Below are 18506 nucleotides of genomic sequence, written 5' to 3'. Positions count from 1 at the left end.
GACATTTGTTTGAAAATGAGTTTTTTTACATATGCAATCGTATCAAGGATGGTTATAAATCATAGGGATTGTTTCGATTTCGACAATATATTTATAGAAAATAAAATGATAACATAGAATAGAAAATGATATGAAAGAAGCCAATTTGAATATTTGAAAGTCTATGATCAATGAAATATACAAAAAAGAAACATGGAAATGTTGCATATGATTTGAAAAATTTGTATTTTTGGGTATACTGAAAGTGGAAGGTGATAAATATGGTTAATATGCAAAAAGTTGCAGTGATTGGATGTGGGTTTGTAGGAGCTACATCTGCATTTAGTTTGATTCAGACAGGTTTATTTTCAGAAATGGTATTAATAGATGCAAATGCCAAAAAAGCTGAAGGAGAAGCGATGGATTTAAGTCATGGGAGTGCTTATTTAACACCTATGAATATCTATGCCGGAACTTATGATGATATTGTAGATGCAGGAATTATTGTCATTACAGCAGGTGCGAATCAAAAACCTGATGAAACAAGATTAGACTTAGTTAAGAAAAATGTTCAAATTTTTAAGAGCATTATTCCAGAAATTAAAAAAAGAAATTGTGAAGGTATTTTATTGATTGTTTCTAATCCTGTTGATATTTTGACAGAAGTTGCTTTGAAATTATCAGGATTCCCATCAAATCGAGTTATTGGCTCAGGAACTGTTCTTGATACAGCAAGATTAAAATATGTTTTAGGTAAACATTTACAGGTTGATCCTCGTGATATTCATGCTTATATTATTGGAGAACATGGTGACAGTGAATTGGTTGTATGGTCTGGTGCGCAGGTTGCTGGTATTCATATTAATCATTTCTGTGAATTACGTGGTCACTTTAATCATGAAGAAGCCATGGAAAGATTGGCTCAGGAAGTTCGTGATAGTGCTTATGAAATCATTGAAAGAAAAGGAGCAACTTATTATGGTGTAGCAGTTGCGGTAAAACGTATTGCGACAGCGATTGTAAAAGATGAACATGCAGTATTACCTGTTTCTAGCTTGATGCAGGGAGAATTTGGTTTGAATGATTTATGTTTAAGTATTCCAACTGTTATTGGACAAAATGGTGTTGAAAAAGTTGTTGATATTTATTTGAATAATGATGAAAATGATAAATTACAATCAAGTGCCAGAGCTTTAAAAGAAGTATTGGATGATTTGGATTTATAAGAAGAAAGCATTTATAGAGTGAAGTCTATAAATGCTTTTTTGATATTTTCATAGCAGCGATTTCATTAGCTTTTTGTAAAGCGTGAAACCAGGAATAGCCTAGCATACGATAAGCCATGATACTACCTATATGGCTATCACCAGCCCCGTTGGTATTATAAACGCTCACTGGAATGGCAGGAATATGAAAGTTTTCCTGTTGATTATAGAAATAACATCCATCTTTTCCAAGGGTAACGATTACAGGTTGATGTGTTTGCTGATATAAATATTGGCAGGCTTGTTCAAGCGTAGTTTGTTGTGTATATGTCAGGATTTCCTGCTTGTTTAAATGAATGATAGGATGGAGTGAAAGGATGTTTTGGAAAGATTGTTTGGGTATGTCCATCAAACGTGGACCAGGTGCAAAATAGATGCTTAGATGATCATGATTTTTTAAAAAATGATAAATCACTTCATGAGTATCTTCTTCGATTTCTAATCCACAAAGGTAGACACATTGATATTGTTTCATATCCAATTGTTGAAACCATTCTTTTTGATAAAAATATTCAGCACCATGCTCACAAAGAAAAGTTCTTTCGCCCTGTTGATCTATAATACAATAACAACATCCATTCTTTTGATTGGTTTCAATAAGTATAGGAATCTGATTTTTTTGAAAATGGGTTTTCACAAATTCTCCATAGATACCTTTACCAATAGGTGAAAAGAGGGTATAAGGAAGTTTGGTCTGTCTGAAAATAGAGGCCACATTCCAGGCACAACCACCCATGGCCATGTTTTGACTGATTATATTTTCATCACCACATAGTTGAGGGAGCTGTTTAACATAAATATGAACATCACAAACACTTGAACCAATAATTAATGCTGATTTCATGATAAGTATCCTTTCTTTTTGATTTTTTATGAGGACATTATATCAGATAAGTCTATGTTTAGAAATGTTTTAGTGCTATAATGAAACAATGATGGGAGGGGTTATATGGATGATACAAATATGATGAGTGAGGGGTCTATTGCTAAAAAGATTATTTATTTTGCGATTCCTTTGTTTTTAGGTAATTTATTTCAACAATTATATAATACTGCTGATTCTTTGATTGTTGGAAATTTTTTAGGATCAAGTGCTCTTGCTGCTGTAGCGTCTTCAGGTAACTTGATTTTTTTACTGGTTGGTTTCTTTAATGGCATTTCTGTGGGAGCTGGCGTTGTGATTGCACGTTTCTTTGGGGCTCATGATCATAGACGTGTGCATTTATCTATTCATACAACTGTTGCTTTAGGGATTGTATGTGGTATTGTTTTAACGATTTTAGGTGTTGTATTTGCACCTAAGATTTTAATTTTGATGGGAACACCCCAGGATGTTTTACCTAATTCTATTATTTACTTTAGAGTCTATTTTATGGGGTCATTGGCTTTTGTGCTTTACAATGCTTTTACAGGAATCTTACAGGCTTTAGGTGATAGTAAACATCCGTTATATTACTTGATTATATCTTCAGTTATTAATGTTGTTTTAGATGTTGTTTTTATTACTGTCTTTGATATGGGAGTAGGAGGGGCCGCTTTAGCTACGATTATTTCACAAATTGTCAGTGCTGTTTTATGCTTTATGCATTTAATTAAATTACCTACATATCCATTAAAAGTCCAACAAATTCGATTTGATTTACCAATGCTGAAACTGGTTATTCAAAATGGATTGCCTGCAGGAATTCAAAATTCAATTATAGCTTTAGCCAATGTTGTTGTTCAAAGCTATATCAATAGTTTTGGACAGATGGCTGTGGCAGGATGTGGGGCTTATTCAAAAATTGAAGGCTTTGGATTTTTACCTATTACATGTTTTGCCTTAGCAATGACAACTTTTGTTTCACAGAATATTGGAGCAAAGAAATATGATCGTGTCAAAAAAGGAACGCGTTTTGGTATTATCTGTTCATTGGTCTTGGCGCAAATTATAGGGATGATCATTTTTATAGGAGCCCCATTTTTGATTGGCTTATTTGATTCAACTCAAGATGTTATAAGCTATGGAACAATGCAAGCTAGAACCGTGACTTTATTTTATTTCTTATTAGCTTTTTCACACTGTATTGCAGGTATTTTAAGAGGAGCAGGAAAATCAATGATTCCCATGATTGTGATGATGATTTTTTGGTGTGTCGTTCGTGTTTTATACATCAGTATTGCTTTGCATCTGGTTCATGATATTCATCTTGTTTTTTGGGCATATCCGATCACTTGGGCATGCAGTTCTATTGTTTTTTTATGGTTTTATCTGTTTTCTTCGTGGTTACCACGATTGGAAAAAGACAGTTTATGAAAATTTGTTAAAATATGGAAAAATAGTGATAAGTGGCGAAAATAAGCCACTTTTTTTGTGCAAAAAATCAAAAAATAAAGCATGTTTTTTCTATACATAAGGGTATAAATAGTATATAATAGTGGTATGAAGTGTTAAAATATGTATAGAAATGTATAAAAGTGGGTGATTTTGAAGTGTTCATTGGGGAATATAGACATAATATTGATACAAAAGGACGATTAAGCATTCCTGCCAAAATGCGTCTTGAATGTGGTGAAAAAGTCTATGTGACTCGTGGGAATGAAGGCTGCCTGGCTATTTATACAGTTGAAGGCTGGGAAAACTATTATCAATCACTCATGACACTTCCTAAAAGAAAAGCCGAAGTGAGAACTTTTATACGTTTGGTGACTTCGAGAGCGACAGATTGTGAATTTGATAAATTAGGTCGTATCAATATTCCACTTGTTTTAAGAAAGGAAGGAAATCTGGAAAAAGAATGTGTCATAGTCGGTGCAGGTGATCATATTGAATTATGGAATAGTGAAACATGGGATCATTTCTATGATGACAATATGGATCATTTCGATGAGATTTCAGAAAATATAGATGATTTAGATTAGGAGGATGTTATGTTTCATCATGTCAGTGTTTTATTAAAGGAAACAATTGATGGTTTAAATATAAAAGAAGATGGCATTTATGTAGATTGTACACTGGGTGGTGGTGGACATAGTCAGGAAATTTTAAAACGTTTAACAACGGGTCATCTCTATTGTTTTGATCAAGATCAACATGCGATAGAAGCAGCCAGACAGCGTCTATCTCAAATCTCTGATCATTTTACAATTATTTATTCTAATTTTAAAAATTTGAAAGCTGAGCTTGCAAAACATGGCGTAGAACATGTGGATGGAATTGTGTTTGATTTAGGTGTTTCTTCACCTCAGTTTGATGATGGTGAACGTGGTTTTAGTTACAATTACGATGCCAAACTGGATATGCGTATGGATCAGAATCAAAAATTAACTGCATACGATATCGTCAATTCTTATAGTTATCAGGATATTGTCACAATTCTGTATAAATTTTCTGAAGAAAAATTTGCCAAACAAATTGCCAGAGCGATTGAACGTCATCGTGAAATCAAGCCTATTGAAACAACATTTGAACTGGTGGATATTATTAAAGAAGCGATTCCAGCTCCGGCCAGAAGAAAAGGTGGACATCCAGCGAAGCGTACATTTCAGGCTTTACGTATTGCGGTTAATGATGAATTGAATGTTTTTGATATCGCTTTAAATGATGCTTTAAAAATATTGAATGTTCATGGCCGTGTTGCAGTCATTACATTTCATTCTTTGGAAGATAAGATATGTAAATATACTTTTCAGGAAGTGACAAAACAACCAGAACTTCCTAGGGGAATGCCAATTGTTCCTGAATATTTGAAACCAAGGTTTCAAAAAATCACAAAAAAACCAATTGTGGCGAGTGATGAAGAATTATTAGAGAATCATCGCTCTCATTCAGCAAAATTAAGAATTATAGAAAGGATATATGAGGATGAAGAATAAGAGAAAAGAAACAAGATTTTTAAGATTTTCAAAACGTTTATTAGTGATGAGTTTTATTGTTTTTGTTGTAGGGATTGTTGCATTAAATTCTTATGAATCAACAATTAATGTAGCATGTAATCAGTTGGAAAAGGATATTAAGACAATTGAATCAGATATTGATGGATTAGATATGAAAAAATTAGAGTTAGCTTCTTTTTCTCGTATTGAATCTGTTGCTGAAGCGAAGGGATATACATATAAACAAAATACTGCCACAGCTGCTGTTGTAGGAGTTCCTGAAGAATAATGGCTTTGAAGAAAAATAATAATCAAAGTGCTAAAATTATATATTGTATTATTATTGCAGTCATTGTTTGTATGGTACTTAATGTCATTTACTTGGGAGCTACTGGGAAACATTTGATCAGTGGAAATGATATTGAAGGTTATGCTAAAGATCGTGGTGAAAGTAAAACAGAGATTTTGCCTGCTAAACGTGGGACAATCTATTCAAGTGATAATGAAGTTATTGCCAGTGACATGAAAACATATAAGCTTTATGCGATTTTATCTAAGACACATTTAACGCTTGATAAAAAACCGGATTATGTTGTTGATAAAGAAAAAACCGCCAAAGAATTATCACCTATTATTGGAATGGATGAAGAAGATATTTTAAACCGATTGAGTAAAGATACTTATCAGGTAGAGTTTGGAAGTTATGGAAACAATCTGTCATCTCTTGTAAAAGATCAGATTGATGCCCTTCATTTACCTGGTTTGGAATTTGAAGAAATCACAACACGAAATTATCGTTATGGTGATTTTGCATCCTATGAAGTTGGATATGCACAAGCAGTTACAGAAGAAATGAAAGGAAAGACAGTTCAGAATATAGTTGGACAAATGGGGATTGAGAAGGCATTTGATGAAGAATTGTCTGGAGAAGATGGAGAAAGAACTTATTTAGCTGATAATAATAATAATGTCTTGCCAAATGGAATTTTGAGTGAGACTGCACCTGTTGCGGGAAATGATGTTTATTTAACGATTGATAGTGATGTGCAGACGGAATTAGATATGCAGATGGAAAAAATGGTGAAAGAATTAAAGCCAGAAAAAGCAACCTGTGGTATTATGGATGCAAAAACTGGAAAGTTATTGGCTATTTCTAACTATCCATCATTTGATCCAAATGAACGTGATATTGATAATTATGTTGATTTATTTTTTAATGAACCTGTTGAACCTGGTTCAGTCTTTAAATCATTTGTTTATGGAAATGCGATTAATGATCATAAACTAGATGTGAATGATACTTATCAATCAGGAAAGTATTACTATAAAGTCAATGGAAAAACAGTTGCGATACTCAGAGACCATAATGATGGTAAAGGTTGGGGAACAATCAGTTATAAACAAGGATTTTATTATTCAAGTAATACGGGAATCTGTCACATTTTAAGTGAAAAAACAGATAAAGAATCTTTGCTTCAGGATTATGAAGATTTAGGTTTCTTTAAAGAAAGTAACATAGATGGTTTAGAATCTGCCGCAGGTTTTGCTGGATATAAACGTGAAGGAGAAAGAACGTTAGAGTATTTGACAACCGGATATGGACAAGGATCAACATTTACAGGTTTGCAGTTAATACGTGCCTATAGTGCGTTTGCAAATGATGGAAAAATGGTAGAACCTTACATTGTGGAAAAAGTTGTCAACAGTGATACAAAAGAAGCTCTATATCAGGCAAAAACACAGTACTCTAAACAAATATATTCTACTGATACTGTCAAACAGGTCAGAGATTTATTAAAAGGTGTTATTAATATAGAAGGAAGTACAGGATATAATTATCGTATGGATGATGTGAATTTGATTGGGAAAACTGGAACAGGACAGGTAGCATCCAAATCAGGTGGTTATCGTAGTGGTTTCTATACAAACAGTTTTGTCGGTATGGCTCCATATGATGATCCACAGGTCATTATAGTGATGTGGTATCAGGGAAGTTCTGCAAGTACTGTAGAATCTGCCAAAGTTGTTCAGGCTGGTATTCGTGCGGCTTTAAATAAATTAAATGAACAACCATCACAAGTTGTAGAAACATCTACATTTGTTTTAGATAATTATACAAATCAAAGTGTTGATTATGCAAAAGACGTTTTATCTAATCATCAATTATCTTCACTTGTTGTAGGAGATGGAAATGTCATTGTTGATCAATATCCAAAAGCACAGACTGAAGTGTCTTCCAAATCAAGGGTATTCTTACAAACCAATGGAACCAATATCACCATGCCATCTATGACAGGATGGTCGCGTAAAGAGGCGGAAGCTTTTGGTGCCATGGCTAATGTAGAAATAGAATTCAAAGGTGTAGGTTCGATTTATGAACAAAGTGTATCGAAAGGTACGAAGCTAAAAGCTAATCAAAAAATTACAGTGACGGCAAAATAGGGGCTGAATTCAGTCCCTATTTTCATATTTTCAATATCATAAACATACAATATGTTGGTGATGTGACATGGTTTTTTCTAAAATGATACAGAAAATCAAATGGGTCAATATGGTCATGACCATTATTATTGTTTGTATTGTGATTCGTCTTGGCTATAGTCAGTTTATTGCTTATCAGGAATTGAGTTTAAAAGCAACAGAATCATGGCAACGTAGTTTTCCATTGGAAGCATCACGTGGAAAAATATATGACAGTCAGCATGTGACTTTGGTTGATAATCTCACAACATCTTCGTTGATTGTTGTTCCAAGTCAAATCAAAGATCCTATCCATACTGCCTATCAACTCGCTCAAATTCTAGAATGTGATGAAAAGACATTATTGGATAAAATACAAAAGAAAGTTTCAGTAGAAAGAATTCAACCAGAAGGACGACAACTAGATGAAAATAAAGCGTATAGCATTGATCGTTTAAAATTACCCGGGGTCTATCTTGTTCAAGATACTTTGCGATATTACCCATTTCAAAATTATTTAGCTCAAACGTTAGGATTTGTTGGTATTGATAATCAAGGATTAGTTGGTCTAGAGCTCCAATATGATGATTATCTTTCTGGGGTCAATGGAAGCATTCATTATTATATGAATGCTAAAGGACAAAATTTAAATATTTATCCAGCTGATTATGTTTATCCAACTTCTGGTATGGATATTGAATTAACGATTGATACACGTGTTCAGGATGTCGTAGAAAGAGAATTAAACAATGCTTATGCGACTTATGATCCAGATTCTATTTTGTGTTTAGCAATGGATCCTCGTAATGGTAAAATTCTAGCAATCTGCAGTAAGCCTGATTTTGATCCGAATGATTATCAAAATGCTGATAGTGAAATTTATAATCGTAATTTACCAATTTGGAAATCCTATGAGCCAGGATCAACATTCAAAATTATTACTTTTAGTAGTGCTTTAAATGAGAATCTTTTTGATATGGACAAAGATACTTATTATGATAAAGGTTATGAAATTGTAGGCGGTGTTCGTATTAAATCGTGGAAAAAAGGAGGACATGGTTTACAGACATTTAGAGAAGTTTTACAAAATTCTTCCAATCCTGGATTTGTTGAAATTGGGCGTAGACTTGGTAAAGAACGTCTTTATCAGTATATTCAAGATTTTGGATTAACACAAAAAACAGGTGTTGATATGATGGGGGAATCTAGTGGAATTATGTTTGATTATGATAAGTTTAATGAAGTTGAACAGGCAACTGTGGCTTTTGGGCAAGGTATTTCTGTAACACCAATCCAGCTTGTCAGAGCTGTTTGTGCCTGTGTAAATGGTGGTAAACTCTATCAGCCTTATATTGTCAATAAAATCTATAATTCCAAAACACATGAAGTTGTCAGTGAAAAACAACCCAAAATGTTAAAACAGGTCATTCGTGAAGATACGTCAGCTAAAGTCAGAGATGCTTTGGAAGGTGTTGTGACGGATGGCGGAGGAAAGAATGCTTATATAGATGGGTATCGTATTGGGGGAAAAACAGGAACCGCTCAACGTGCTATCAATGGAACATATGCAGGTAATGGCTATATTCTTTCTTTTTTAGGTGTTGCGCCCATTGATGATCCCCAGATTGTGCTTTATTTAGCCATGGATAATCCTAAAAAATGTGTTCAGTATGGTGGAACAACAGCAGCTCCTATTGCCAGAAAAATTTTCATGGATGTTTTACCAGCACTGGGAGTTCAAAAAGTGACACAACAACGAGAAAAAGCTTATGTCTGGACGGATACGAGAACTTTTGATGTACAAAATTATATGGGTAAGAAAAAATCAGAAGTGAAAAATGATCAATATGGTTTTGAATTTTTAGGTGAAGGTGACTATGTCATTGATCAATTGCCTCGTGTTGGAGAACAGATAGAAGAAGGTCAGAAAGTGAAAATTATGCTGGGTAATCAACAAGAGATCCGTTAATCAGTGAAAATGCATGTGATTATAGCTTACACTCTGGTCATAATATGATATAATAAAAAATTGATTGGAGGAATCATGATGCTTATACAGGAAAAAGAAATCAGACGTATTGTGCAAAATGAAAAGGAATATCGTTATGGTCGTTTTATGGATATGAAAGAATATTTAGAAAGAATGACGATCTCCTATGATGAAAATAATCACTGTTATAGAATCAATGCAAGAATTTCAATGTCAAATGATAAATTGATTGTATCTATGAAAATCTCCCAGGATGGAGAGATTATTCAATCTCATTGTAGTTGTCCTTTAAAAGGACAATGTCGTCATATTGCAGGAATTTTGTTCTTTTTAAAAAAATTAGAAGTGACATCTTTCCCTTATTTTTATGAAAAAGATGATCATTGGAATAAGCAACAGCAACTCTTAAAAATAGAAAAACAAAGACAAGAACGCGTCCTGCATAAAAAACAGCAGGAATCATTAGATTTGATTCATTTATATAAAGATCAGTTATTAAGAGAATCTTTTGTTCCATTTATTTCACAACAATATCAGCTTAAAGTCTTTGTCCAACAAAAAAAGAATCAATTATGGGTTGCTTTTAAAGTTTTAACATCGACTCAAAGCTATATGATTAAAAATATTGATTCCTTTTTAAAAGCCATTGAACATCATGAGCATTTACAATACAGCAAGAATTTTGAATTCATTCATAGTAGGGAAGCTTTTGATGAAGACTCTAGAGAAATCATTGATTTTATGAAAAAAAGCTTTTTAAAAAATCAATTTATTCAACAGGGTGTTATCAAAGTATTAATGATACAGGATGATATAGATGAATTTTATAATATCATGAGTGCTTTGCCTTCTTCTTATTGTGATATTGCTTTTGATAAGAAGAATTATACGATTCCTTTAGATATTTCCTTAAAAGAAGACAGCTATGTTTTAGATTTAGCTGATTATAATGAATTTGAAGATGTGATGATATCCTCACAATATTTATACAGTTTTCGTAATGATACTTTATATCGCTATATGTTCCATGCGCCTATTCAAGCTATCACATTTATCAAAAAATGGATGGAAACCAAAGGTGGTTTCTATATTCCTCAAAATGCTTTAATGGATTTTTATAAATATGTTTTATATGATTTAAGTGATGATATTGATTTAAAGACACATCTTTTTGATACCTATCATCAAGAAGATATGATTAATCTTTATGCTGATATGACGCGTGATGATCAGATTTGTGTTCAATTAGAATATATTTATGATGATCATATCTGTTATGGTTTTGATGAAGATAATACGCATAAATCAAAGAAAGCAGATTTAATAGAAGATTATTTGCGTCCTTATATTGAAGATATTGATGATCATATGATTTATCTTCAATATGATCATGATTTTACTTATCAGTTTTTAAAAGAAAGCTTGCCATATCTTTCGCATTATTGCCAGATTTTTGTCAGTGATGCCTTAAATAGTTTTTCTCAGGTTACACCAGTAGATATACAGGTGGGTGTTCATCTGCGTCAAGGTTTATTGTCTATTGATATTCATAGTATTCATGTCCAAAAAGAAGAACTTATAGATTTATTAAAAGCTTATAAGAAAAAAAGAAAATTCTATAAGTTAAAAAATGGTCAGATTCTTTCGTTAGAAAATCAGGAACTTCAGGATTTAGATCATCTGACACATTCTTTATCACTGAATATGAAAGATATTGCGGGTGGGGAGATTCAAATTCCAACTTATCGTCTGTTTGAAATTGATCAGATGATGAATCAGGAATCTTCTTTACATTATCAAAGAAGTGCTGAATTAAAGAAATGGACGGAAGACTTTAAACAAAGAGAATATGATTTTGATATTCCTCAACATTATCAAAGTATTTTAAGAGATTATCAAAAGCTTGGTTATCAGTGGTTAAGACTGATGGAACATTATGGTTTTGGTGGTATTCTGGCTGACGATATGGGGCTTGGAAAAACATTACAGATGATTACTTATTTTGATAGTTTAAAAGGACAAGGAACACATATGGTTATTGCGCCTGCAAGTCTGATTTTTAACTGGCAGGATGAATTTCAAAAATTCTCTCAAGATCTAAAGGTTTTATGTGTTTATGGTCATAAAGAAGCCAGAGAAAAGCTTTTGGAACATAAAGAAGATTATGATGTTGTGATCACATCTTATGATTATTTGAGAAGAGATATTGAACTGTATGAAACATATCAGTTCCATACAGTTGTGATTGATGAAGCTCAAAATATCAAGAATCCTAAAACACGAAATGCCATTTGTGTAAAGCGTTTAAAAGCTAAACAGCGTTTTGCTTTAACCGGAACACCAATTGAGAATTCATTAGCTGAATTATGGTCAATCTTTGACTTTTTAATGCCTTATTATCTCTATCATTATCATTACTTTTTAGAACAGTTTGAACGCCCTATTGTAAAAGAACATGATGAACAAAAACAGGAACGTCTCAAACAGATGATTACACCATTTGTTTTAAGAAGAAATAAAAAAGATGTCTTAACAGAATTACCAGAAAAAATTGAACAGACCATCTATATGCGTTTTAATGAAGAAGAAGAGAAACTTTATCTGGCTAATCTTGTCCAAGTTAATAAATCTTTACAGGAAAAACTTCAAGTTCAAAGGTTAGGACGTATTGATATTCTAGCAATGTTGACACGTTTAAGACAATTGTGCCAAGATTCACGTTTATTATATCAGGATATACAAGAGCCTTCTTCAAAGTTAAAAGGATGTATGGAACTGATTCATTCTTTAAAAGATAATCATAAGAAAATATTATTATTCTCTTCATTTACTTCATTATTACATTTGATTGAAGAACAATGTCAAAAAGAACATATATCTTATTATCTTTTAGATGGTTCGACTTCAAAAGAAAAACGTAAACAAATGGTTGATGCTTTCCAAAATGATCAAACAACACTATTCCTTATTTCTTTAAAAGCAGGGGGATCAGGCTTGAATTTAACAAGTGCTCAAGCTGTCATTCATTATGACCCATGGTGGAATATGTCAGCAAAAAATCAGGCGACAGATCGTGCACATCGTATTGGTCAGTTAGAAAATGTTCAGGTATTCTCATTGATTATGAAAAATACAATTGAAGAAAAGATAATGGAATTACAAAAACAAAAGAAAAACTTAGCAGATACTTTTGTTGAAGGAAATGAAGGAACGATTAGTACCATGAGTTTAGATGATATGAAATCGTTATTTGAGATCTCGTCATGAGATCTTTTTTTGTGCAAAAAATGCCTGTTTTTGGGTAAAAAACATGTAGAAATATGTCGAATTTTGTAGAAAAATATACAATATTTAGGCAAATGTGCATTTTATTTATTACAGACATAGGTGTTCTATAAACTTCTCTTGTGTTTTGATATAAAAATGCATTTTATATATCTATATGGGGAGGGATGAAAACATGAAGATCATCTATGATGAAAATGAACAAATGAATCATCATGAATTAAAACTTGTTTATCATCCCAAAAACAAAAAATTAGCACAGCTTTTATTAAAACAATTTACTGAAAATTTAGGTGAAGTTGAACTCTATGATGAATACCATAATAAATATTATGTCCCCCTTTTAGCTATATACTATTTTGAAATGGTAGACCAAAAGTTTTATGCCTATACTGAAAAAGATGTCTATCGTATTTATTGTGTGAAAATGGAACGCTTAAAACAGCGGGTACAGGATTATGGCTTTTATCAGATTAATGTGCGGACACTTGTGAATATCAGACATGTGAAAAATTATAAAATTCAAAGAGGGAGTCGGCGTAGAATTATGCTTGATAACGATGATATTTTAATTTCCAGTCGGCATTATAAGCCGGAGTTTGATCGTTTAGAACATGATCTTAAACATGGCGAAATTGAAATATAAAAAGAACGAAAGAAAAATCTTTCGTTCATGATGCATCACATATAAATAAGGATGTAAGAAGCCAGGTTCATTTAGGCTAAGTCACAATCTTATTTATATCTTCTATATATTGATGCGGTTGCTGATGAGAAAAATCCCTTTCTTTTTTATTTTATAAGTTCATTTTCATACATCAATATACAGGTGTTCTTTAAAGACAAATTTATTATAACGAATAAACAAATAAAAAACGAATTGAAAAGCATAAAAACCATGAAAAGAATAATAAATTTACAGATTCGTCAAAAAAAGAATGTAAAAAAAAATTACAGTTTTATCAAACTGTAAGATTTCCTGTTATTATTTATCTAAATCTTTAATTCCATAAAATTCATTTTTCTTTTCCACATTTTCACAAATATAATCTAATGACGCTTTATAAAAACGTGAGAAACGAATAAGTTTAGGAACAGAAGGTGTTCTTTGATCAGATTCATATTGAGAAACAATAGGTTTAGACATTTTTAATGCTTCCGCTACTTGCTTTTGTGATAATCCCGCTTCTTTTCTTAATGCTTTTAATCTTTGACCAATACTCATGTTTTCACCACCCTAAAGCTATTATACACTATGAAGATTTGCTTTAGGTAAATTCATCATAATTTCAACTCTTTTGTCATTCGACAATTCTCGACAAATTTCTACAAATTGGCATAAAAATGACCAAAAATGGGAGAAAAGTGGACTGATTTCTCATTGCAAATTGACTACAATAAAATTATCAAGATAATTAAAGAAGGGGAGAGGGAACAATGAACATTGCTGTATGTGATGACCAGCTGGATTATTTAAACTTGATTAAGAAAAAGCTTATTGAATGTTTTCATGAACCAGAAATGGAATTAAATGTTTATACTTTTTCTACAATTCAAGAGATGCTGTATAGTACAAAATTTCGTTGTTATGAATTTGCATTCATTGAAATGAAAGTTGAAAATGATCGTGGTATTGAAGCAGCTTATCGATTAAGAGAACTGAATCGTGCCTGTCAGGTTGTCTTTATTAGTGATCAATATTATCACATTCATGAAGCATTTGCGGTAAAGGCAAGGGAATATTTACTAAAACCTATTAATACAAAGCAATTTCAAAGTGTTTTTGATTATTTAATGGATTGGTATTTGCATCAAAATGTCAAATTTGTCATACCCATTAGAGAATTAGGACGTAAACGTATTTTTGATGTTGATGAAATCAAGTATTTTGAAACTTATTATAATGATTTAGAAATTGTAACTGTGGATGATCAGCATTTCATGACACATGTTAAAAATCGTTATAAGTTACGTCCAGTATTAAAGTCACGATGGTTTATGCAAGTGAATCAAAGTGTTTTAGTGAATATGAAATGTATTGATTTTTTAACAGATCGTAATGTTATTTTAAAATCAAGGGAAGTCTTTCCGACAAGTCGTAAAACATTGATACAAAATCATCTTTTATTTGAAAAATTTTTAAAGGAAAAAGAAGAAAAGGAAAAATTAAGGAATGGGGAGAAATAAATTGAGAATTGCGGTGATAGATGATGAAACATTTTACATTCAAGATGTTTATTCAAAAATAGAAAATTTTAAACAGTCATTTCATGATATAGATATTGAGGTTGATACATTTACTCAAGGAAAGGAATTTTTAGATAGTTTTGAGGAACATCCATATGATTTGATTTATTTAGATATTGAATTAAATGATATCAATGGTGTTCATTTAGCTCATATGATTCATGAGAAAAAAGCTTCAACAATGATTATTTTTATGACAAGTCATATGAGTTATATACATCAGTCTTATGTTGTTAATGCTTTTCAATATCTGACAAAACCATTAAAAGATCCACTTTTTACATATGAGTTGAAAAGAGCTATCAAACATTATCAATATATGCAAAAAGCTTTTGTATTTCCAACTTCACAAGGACGTATTATTTTTAATCTATCAGAAATTATATATTTAGAAACAGCTTATAAAAATTATAAGATTCATACAACACGTGGTGTGTATTATGGTTCTTTAAAAGCTGTCAATAGTATTAGAAAAGCATTGTTAGATTATACGTTTGTTAAAATTCAAAGAAGTTTTATTGTGAATATGGAACATATTGTCAAAGTTGATAACATATTATTATATATGTCAGATGAAAGCATGCTGATGGTTTCAAAGAAACGCTATAAAGAGTTTAAAAGAAGATTCTATCAATTTCTAGCTGATAAAAAATAAGACCATTTTTGAGTCTTATTTTTTATTTTTGTAAGACAACTCTTAAAATAACTTGAACATGCTCCACTTCATATTTGGCTTCACCATGATAGCGTTCTGCCATTTCTTTAATACTGCTAACACCAAATCCATGAGCAATTTTATCTTTTTTACTTGTTTTATGAAAAGTTGGATGACTTCCTTCTGGAATAGAATTTTCAATATAAAGAATCACATGTGTCTGTTTGCTTTGAAGTTTTAATGAAATATGTTTTTCACCTTCTATGTTCTCACAGGCTTCTTTGGCATTATCTAATGCTAAACTGATAATTAAAGCTAGATCACCAGGAACAATACTTCCTAAATGCAATATTTTAGAAATATCTTCATCATATTGAATACCCTTTTCTTTAATACTTTGAATATGAGCATTCAATGCACCATCAATCGCTGCAATACCAGTATGTGTTAATGCCTGATATGCTTCAACATGTGTTTTTAAGTTCTGTTCAATATAATTCTTTGCTTCTTCATATTCTTCTTTTTCCAAATGCGATTGTAAAATAATTAAGATGTTATTAAGATTATGATTAATCTTTCTAATCTCTTTTTGTTGTTGTTCTCTTTGTTGATTAAATTCTTTTTCTTTCTCCAAGTTCTGTATAATAGATTCTTGTAAATGCTTATCTTTTTCATATTTCGTTTGCATTCTATCAAAACATATTAATGCAATAATGCTGATTACGACAGTGAAGATGTAAGTACGGGCAATACTAATTAACTTAAATAATATTGGATTGTATAAAATAAATACAATTGTAAAATATATAAATATAAAAATGCTGATTATTTTAAAATATTTAAAATAAAACATTAGCGTATCTTTAAAAATTACTAGTAAAATTATAAATACTATATAATTTGATACAAGAAAATTTAGGCTAACATATGTTAATGAATTTTGTGCATAAAATATGAAAAAATTAGTATTAAATAGCCAAGAAAAAATATAAGTTGTTAATAATTTGCTTAAAAATATTAATGTATAGAAAAGAAAAATCTTTTTTATGAAATCATTTATATTTGTATATGATAATGCAAATATTATAATTAATAGAAAGATTATTAAAGCATGCATTAAAATATATGTAAAAATATCATTTACGAATAATAATGTACCTATAAATATAATCATATATATAAATATTGCTCTGCTTTTTATATTTTCTTGATAGATATCTGGGTATATATTCTTTAAATAAAAATCTAATAATAATATATCTAAAATGGCAATAAAGGCTTTACATAATAGATTAAATACAATTGTCATAAATTACATCTCCTTATCTATAAAATTAAAATATTTTTCTTTGAATTCTTTACGAATTCGTTTGGTTAATGGAAGAATATCATCATTAGTCATTGTAATATAGTCAAAACAGAATGATTTGACATGTTTAAAATTAATGATGATACTTCGATTGAGTTGGAAGAAATGATATTCTAGTAATTGTTGTTTAGATTTCGTTATGGTTTTAAGATTACCAAAATAATGATGTTTGGTTGTTTTTAACTTGTATTTACCATAACTTGTTTCTAGATAGAGAATTTGATCAGTTTTAATATAAACCTTTCCTTCAGTTGTCGAAAATAATACTGTACGATTTAAACGCTTATAAACCTGAAATGCATGATGAAGTTCTCTTTGGAATAATTTCTGATCGATGGGCTTATCAATGAAGAGGTCTGCTCCAATCCACATCGATTCAGGTAAATAATAGTGATATGCTGTAATGAAAATGAAAATGCAATTTGCTTTGATATTTTTAATTGTTTTAGCCAATTCAATACCATTTTGACAGTCATCAAGCTCAATGTCTAGAAAAACAAGATCATAAGGTTCGATTCTAAATGCATCAAGTAATTCATTGCCATTTGTGTATCCATCTATGATGGTGGGCTTTGTGTCATGAAACTCATAGTTTTTAATCCTTTCCATAATATTTTGTACATAAAATAATTCGTCGTCACATACTGCGATACGCATAATTTCTACCTCCTTTTTGACAACTATCTATATTATATGACAAAGATTTTTATATCAGAAAAAATACCCAAAGTGTGCATTTTTATAGTTAAAATATGCACAAATTTTATATATAGAATAACTTTTTTGAGTATTTTGGTAGACTATTGTCGAAAGGAGGTGAGGGTTATGTCAATTCAAAAAAAGGTTATGGCATTAGGTTTAAGTTTTCTTGTTTTAGGAGGAACGATGACTTCAGCTTTAGCTTATGTGTATGAACAAGGAACAAGATATCAGACGGTGACACATAAAGATATTCCTGCATGGGGTCATGCGCATTATGATACAACTTATGGCAGTAAAAAAACTATGACAAGTCAAATTGGAACTTTTAAGAAAACAAAAGGAGATGCAGCATTAGGAAATTATGCAGAATTAATTACATCTTCAAAAAAAATAGTGTCAAATGTAGAAGGTATTCCATTAAATAGAGATGTACTTGTGAGTGAATATGGTTGCAAGAAAGGAACAGTTTATTTTACAGCAGTATCTTCACATGCGTTGGAGCCAAGTAATACTTGTGATGTAACATTGAAATTCACTGCAGATGATTTGTTTTAGAAGAAAAAGGACCTAGTTGATTAAATTGATAGTCTAAGAAGTCACGGGGTTTCCCAAAACGAATAAGTTTTACGGGAAATCTCTTTTTTTGTTTTCTCTTATGCTGGTTTAAAATCACGGGAAATTCTATAATGGTATTATCAG

16 protein-coding genes are annotated in these 18506 nt (G+C 31.2%); 12 read left to right on the top strand and 4 right to left on the bottom strand.

Annotation, left to right across the window (positions count from 1 at the left end):
* Positions 1-260: 260 nt before the first annotated feature.
* Positions 261-1205, top strand: a complete 945-nt coding sequence (locus B5G32_RS08285) for an L-lactate dehydrogenase (protein WP_087243948.1) — start codon at positions 261-263, stop codon at positions 1203-1205.
* 25 nt (positions 1206-1230) lie between these two features.
* On the opposite strand, the gene B5G32_RS08280 is transcribed toward B5G32_RS08285, so the two are convergent.
* Positions 1231-2088 carry a PfkB family carbohydrate kinase gene (locus B5G32_RS08280; RefSeq protein WP_087936392.1) on the bottom strand — a complete coding sequence of 286 codons (858 nt, stop codon included), beginning with the start codon at positions 2086-2088 and terminating at the stop codon, positions 1231-1233.
* A gap of 105 nt (positions 2089-2193) precedes the next feature.
* On the opposite strand from B5G32_RS08280, the gene B5G32_RS08275 reads away from it, so the two are divergent.
* The 8 genes from B5G32_RS08275 to B5G32_RS08240 all read left to right on the top strand — a co-directional run bounded on the left by B5G32_RS08275 (position 2194) and on the right by B5G32_RS08240 (position 13480).
* On the top strand, positions 2194-3540 hold the full coding sequence (locus tag B5G32_RS08275; protein ID WP_087936391.1) for an MATE family efflux transporter: 1347 nt from the start codon (positions 2194-2196) through the stop codon (positions 3538-3540).
* Between the two features lie 176 nt (positions 3541-3716).
* Positions 3717-4145 (top strand): division/cell wall cluster transcriptional repressor MraZ, encoded by a 429-nt coding sequence (mraZ, locus tag B5G32_RS08270; RefSeq protein ID WP_087936390.1) that lies wholly within the window; start codon positions 3717-3719, stop codon positions 4143-4145.
* Between the two features lie 9 nt (positions 4146-4154).
* Positions 4155-5099: a 16S rRNA (cytosine(1402)-N(4))-methyltransferase RsmH gene (gene rsmH / locus B5G32_RS08265; RefSeq protein ID WP_087936389.1), complete on the top strand. Its 945-nt coding sequence runs from the start codon at positions 4155-4157 to the stop codon at positions 5097-5099.
* Positions 5089-5388 (top strand): hypothetical protein, encoded by a 300-nt coding sequence (locus tag B5G32_RS08260; protein ID WP_087243953.1) that lies wholly within the window; start codon positions 5089-5091, stop codon positions 5386-5388. The genes rsmH and B5G32_RS08260 overlap by 11 nt, the downstream gene beginning before the upstream one ends.
* The gene (locus tag B5G32_RS08255) at positions 5388-7541 is read left to right on the top strand and encodes a penicillin-binding protein (protein ID WP_087936388.1); all 2154 of its coding nucleotides are present in this window, start codon (positions 5388-5390) and stop codon (positions 7539-7541) included. The genes B5G32_RS08260 and B5G32_RS08255 overlap by 1 nt, the downstream gene beginning before the upstream one ends.
* A 67-nt stretch (positions 7542-7608) precedes the next feature.
* Positions 7609-9528: a penicillin-binding transpeptidase domain-containing protein gene (locus tag B5G32_RS08250; protein WP_087936387.1), complete on the top strand. Its 1920-nt coding sequence runs from the start codon at positions 7609-7611 to the stop codon at positions 9526-9528.
* Positions 9529-9603: 75 nt separating this feature from the next.
* A complete protein-coding gene (locus tag B5G32_RS08245; RefSeq protein ID WP_239386225.1) occupies positions 9604-12816 on the top strand; it encodes a DEAD/DEAH box helicase in 3213 nt (1070 codons plus the stop codon).
* Between the two features lie 193 nt (positions 12817-13009).
* Positions 13010-13480 carry a LytTR family DNA-binding domain-containing protein gene (locus B5G32_RS08240; protein ID WP_087936385.1) on the top strand — a complete coding sequence of 157 codons (471 nt, stop codon included), beginning with the start codon at positions 13010-13012 and terminating at the stop codon, positions 13478-13480.
* A gap of 339 nt (positions 13481-13819) precedes the next feature.
* Here B5G32_RS08240 and B5G32_RS08235 read toward each other — a convergent pair whose 3' ends face one another.
* Positions 13820-14059: a helix-turn-helix domain-containing protein gene (locus B5G32_RS08235; RefSeq protein ID WP_087243958.1), complete on the bottom strand. Its 240-nt coding sequence runs from the start codon at positions 14057-14059 to the stop codon at positions 13820-13822.
* A 212-nt stretch (positions 14060-14271) separates the two neighbouring features.
* Between B5G32_RS08235 and B5G32_RS08230 the strand changes: the two genes are divergently transcribed.
* Together B5G32_RS08230 and B5G32_RS08225 are read left to right on the top strand one after the other, a co-directional pair.
* Positions 14272-15021, top strand: coding sequence for a LytR/AlgR family response regulator transcription factor (locus B5G32_RS08230; RefSeq protein ID WP_087297652.1), 750 nt, complete (start codon positions 14272-14274; stop codon positions 15019-15021).
* A 1-nt stretch (position 15022) separates the two neighbouring features.
* Positions 15023-15736 carry a LytR/AlgR family response regulator transcription factor gene (locus tag B5G32_RS08225; RefSeq protein ID WP_087243960.1) on the top strand — a complete coding sequence of 238 codons (714 nt, stop codon included), beginning with the start codon at positions 15023-15025 and terminating at the stop codon, positions 15734-15736.
* A 22-nt stretch (positions 15737-15758) separates the two neighbouring features.
* Here the strand turns inward: B5G32_RS08225 and B5G32_RS13820 are convergent, their stop codons facing one another.
* The gene (locus B5G32_RS13820) at positions 15759-16424 is read right to left on the bottom strand and encodes a sensor histidine kinase (protein WP_158093995.1); all 666 of its coding nucleotides are present in this window, start codon (positions 16422-16424) and stop codon (positions 15759-15761) included.
* Between the two features lie 624 nt (positions 16425-17048).
* Positions 17049-17762: a LytR/AlgR family response regulator transcription factor gene (locus tag B5G32_RS08215; RefSeq protein ID WP_087936383.1), complete on the bottom strand. Its 714-nt coding sequence runs from the start codon at positions 17760-17762 to the stop codon at positions 17049-17051.
* A gap of 168 nt (positions 17763-17930) precedes the next feature.
* On the opposite strand from B5G32_RS08215, the gene B5G32_RS08210 reads away from it, so the two are divergent.
* Complete coding sequence (locus B5G32_RS08210) at positions 17931-18362, top strand: hypothetical protein (RefSeq protein WP_087936382.1); 432 nt, start codon at positions 17931-17933, stop codon at positions 18360-18362.
* Positions 18363-18506: the final 144 nt, after the last annotated feature.

The sequence above is a fragment of the Massilimicrobiota sp. An80 genome, assembly GCF_002159255.1.
Lineage (GTDB): Bacteria > Bacillota_I > Bacilli_A > Erysipelotrichales > Coprobacillaceae > Allocoprobacillus > Allocoprobacillus merdigallinarum.
This window is presented reverse-complemented; position numbering and strand designations above follow the sequence as displayed.

Bases quoted from the DNA above. Each gene is read 5' to 3' on its own strand.
- B5G32_RS08285 (WP_087243948.1), top strand. From the start codon at position 261: ATGGTTAATATGCAAAAAGTTGCAGTGATTGGATGTGGGTTTGTAGGA.
- B5G32_RS08280 (WP_087936392.1), bottom strand. From the start codon at position 2,088: ATGAAATCAGCATTAATTATTGGTTCAAGTGTTTGTGATGTTCATATT.
- B5G32_RS08275 (WP_087936391.1), top strand. From the start codon at position 2,194: ATGGATGATACAAATATGATGAGTGAGGGGTCTATTGCTAAAAAGATT.
- rsmH (WP_087936389.1), top strand. From the start codon at position 4,155: ATGTTTCATCATGTCAGTGTTTTATTAAAGGAAACAATTGATGGTTTA.
- B5G32_RS08260 (WP_087243953.1), top strand. From the start codon at position 5,089: ATGAAGAATAAGAGAAAAGAAACAAGATTTTTAAGATTTTCAAAACGT.
- B5G32_RS08255 (WP_087936388.1), top strand. From the start codon at position 5,388: ATGGCTTTGAAGAAAAATAATAATCAAAGTGCTAAAATTATATATTGT.
- B5G32_RS08250 (WP_087936387.1), top strand. From the start codon at position 7,609: ATGGTTTTTTCTAAAATGATACAGAAAATCAAATGGGTCAATATGGTC.
- B5G32_RS08245 (WP_239386225.1), top strand. From the start codon at position 9,604: ATGATGCTTATACAGGAAAAAGAAATCAGACGTATTGTGCAAAATGAA.
- B5G32_RS08240 (WP_087936385.1), top strand. From the start codon at position 13,010: ATGAAGATCATCTATGATGAAAATGAACAAATGAATCATCATGAATTA.
- B5G32_RS08235 (WP_087243958.1), bottom strand. From the start codon at position 14,059: ATGAGTATTGGTCAAAGATTAAAAGCATTAAGAAAAGAAGCGGGATTA.
- B5G32_RS08230 (WP_087297652.1), top strand. From the start codon at position 14,272: ATGAACATTGCTGTATGTGATGACCAGCTGGATTATTTAAACTTGATT.
- B5G32_RS13820 (WP_158093995.1), bottom strand. From the start codon at position 16,424: ATGCAAACGAAATATGAAAAAGATAAGCATTTACAAGAATCTATTATA.
- B5G32_RS08215 (WP_087936383.1), bottom strand. From the start codon at position 17,762: ATGCGTATCGCAGTATGTGACGACGAATTATTTTATGTACAAAATATT.
- B5G32_RS08210 (WP_087936382.1), top strand. From the start codon at position 17,931: ATGTCAATTCAAAAAAAGGTTATGGCATTAGGTTTAAGTTTTCTTGTT.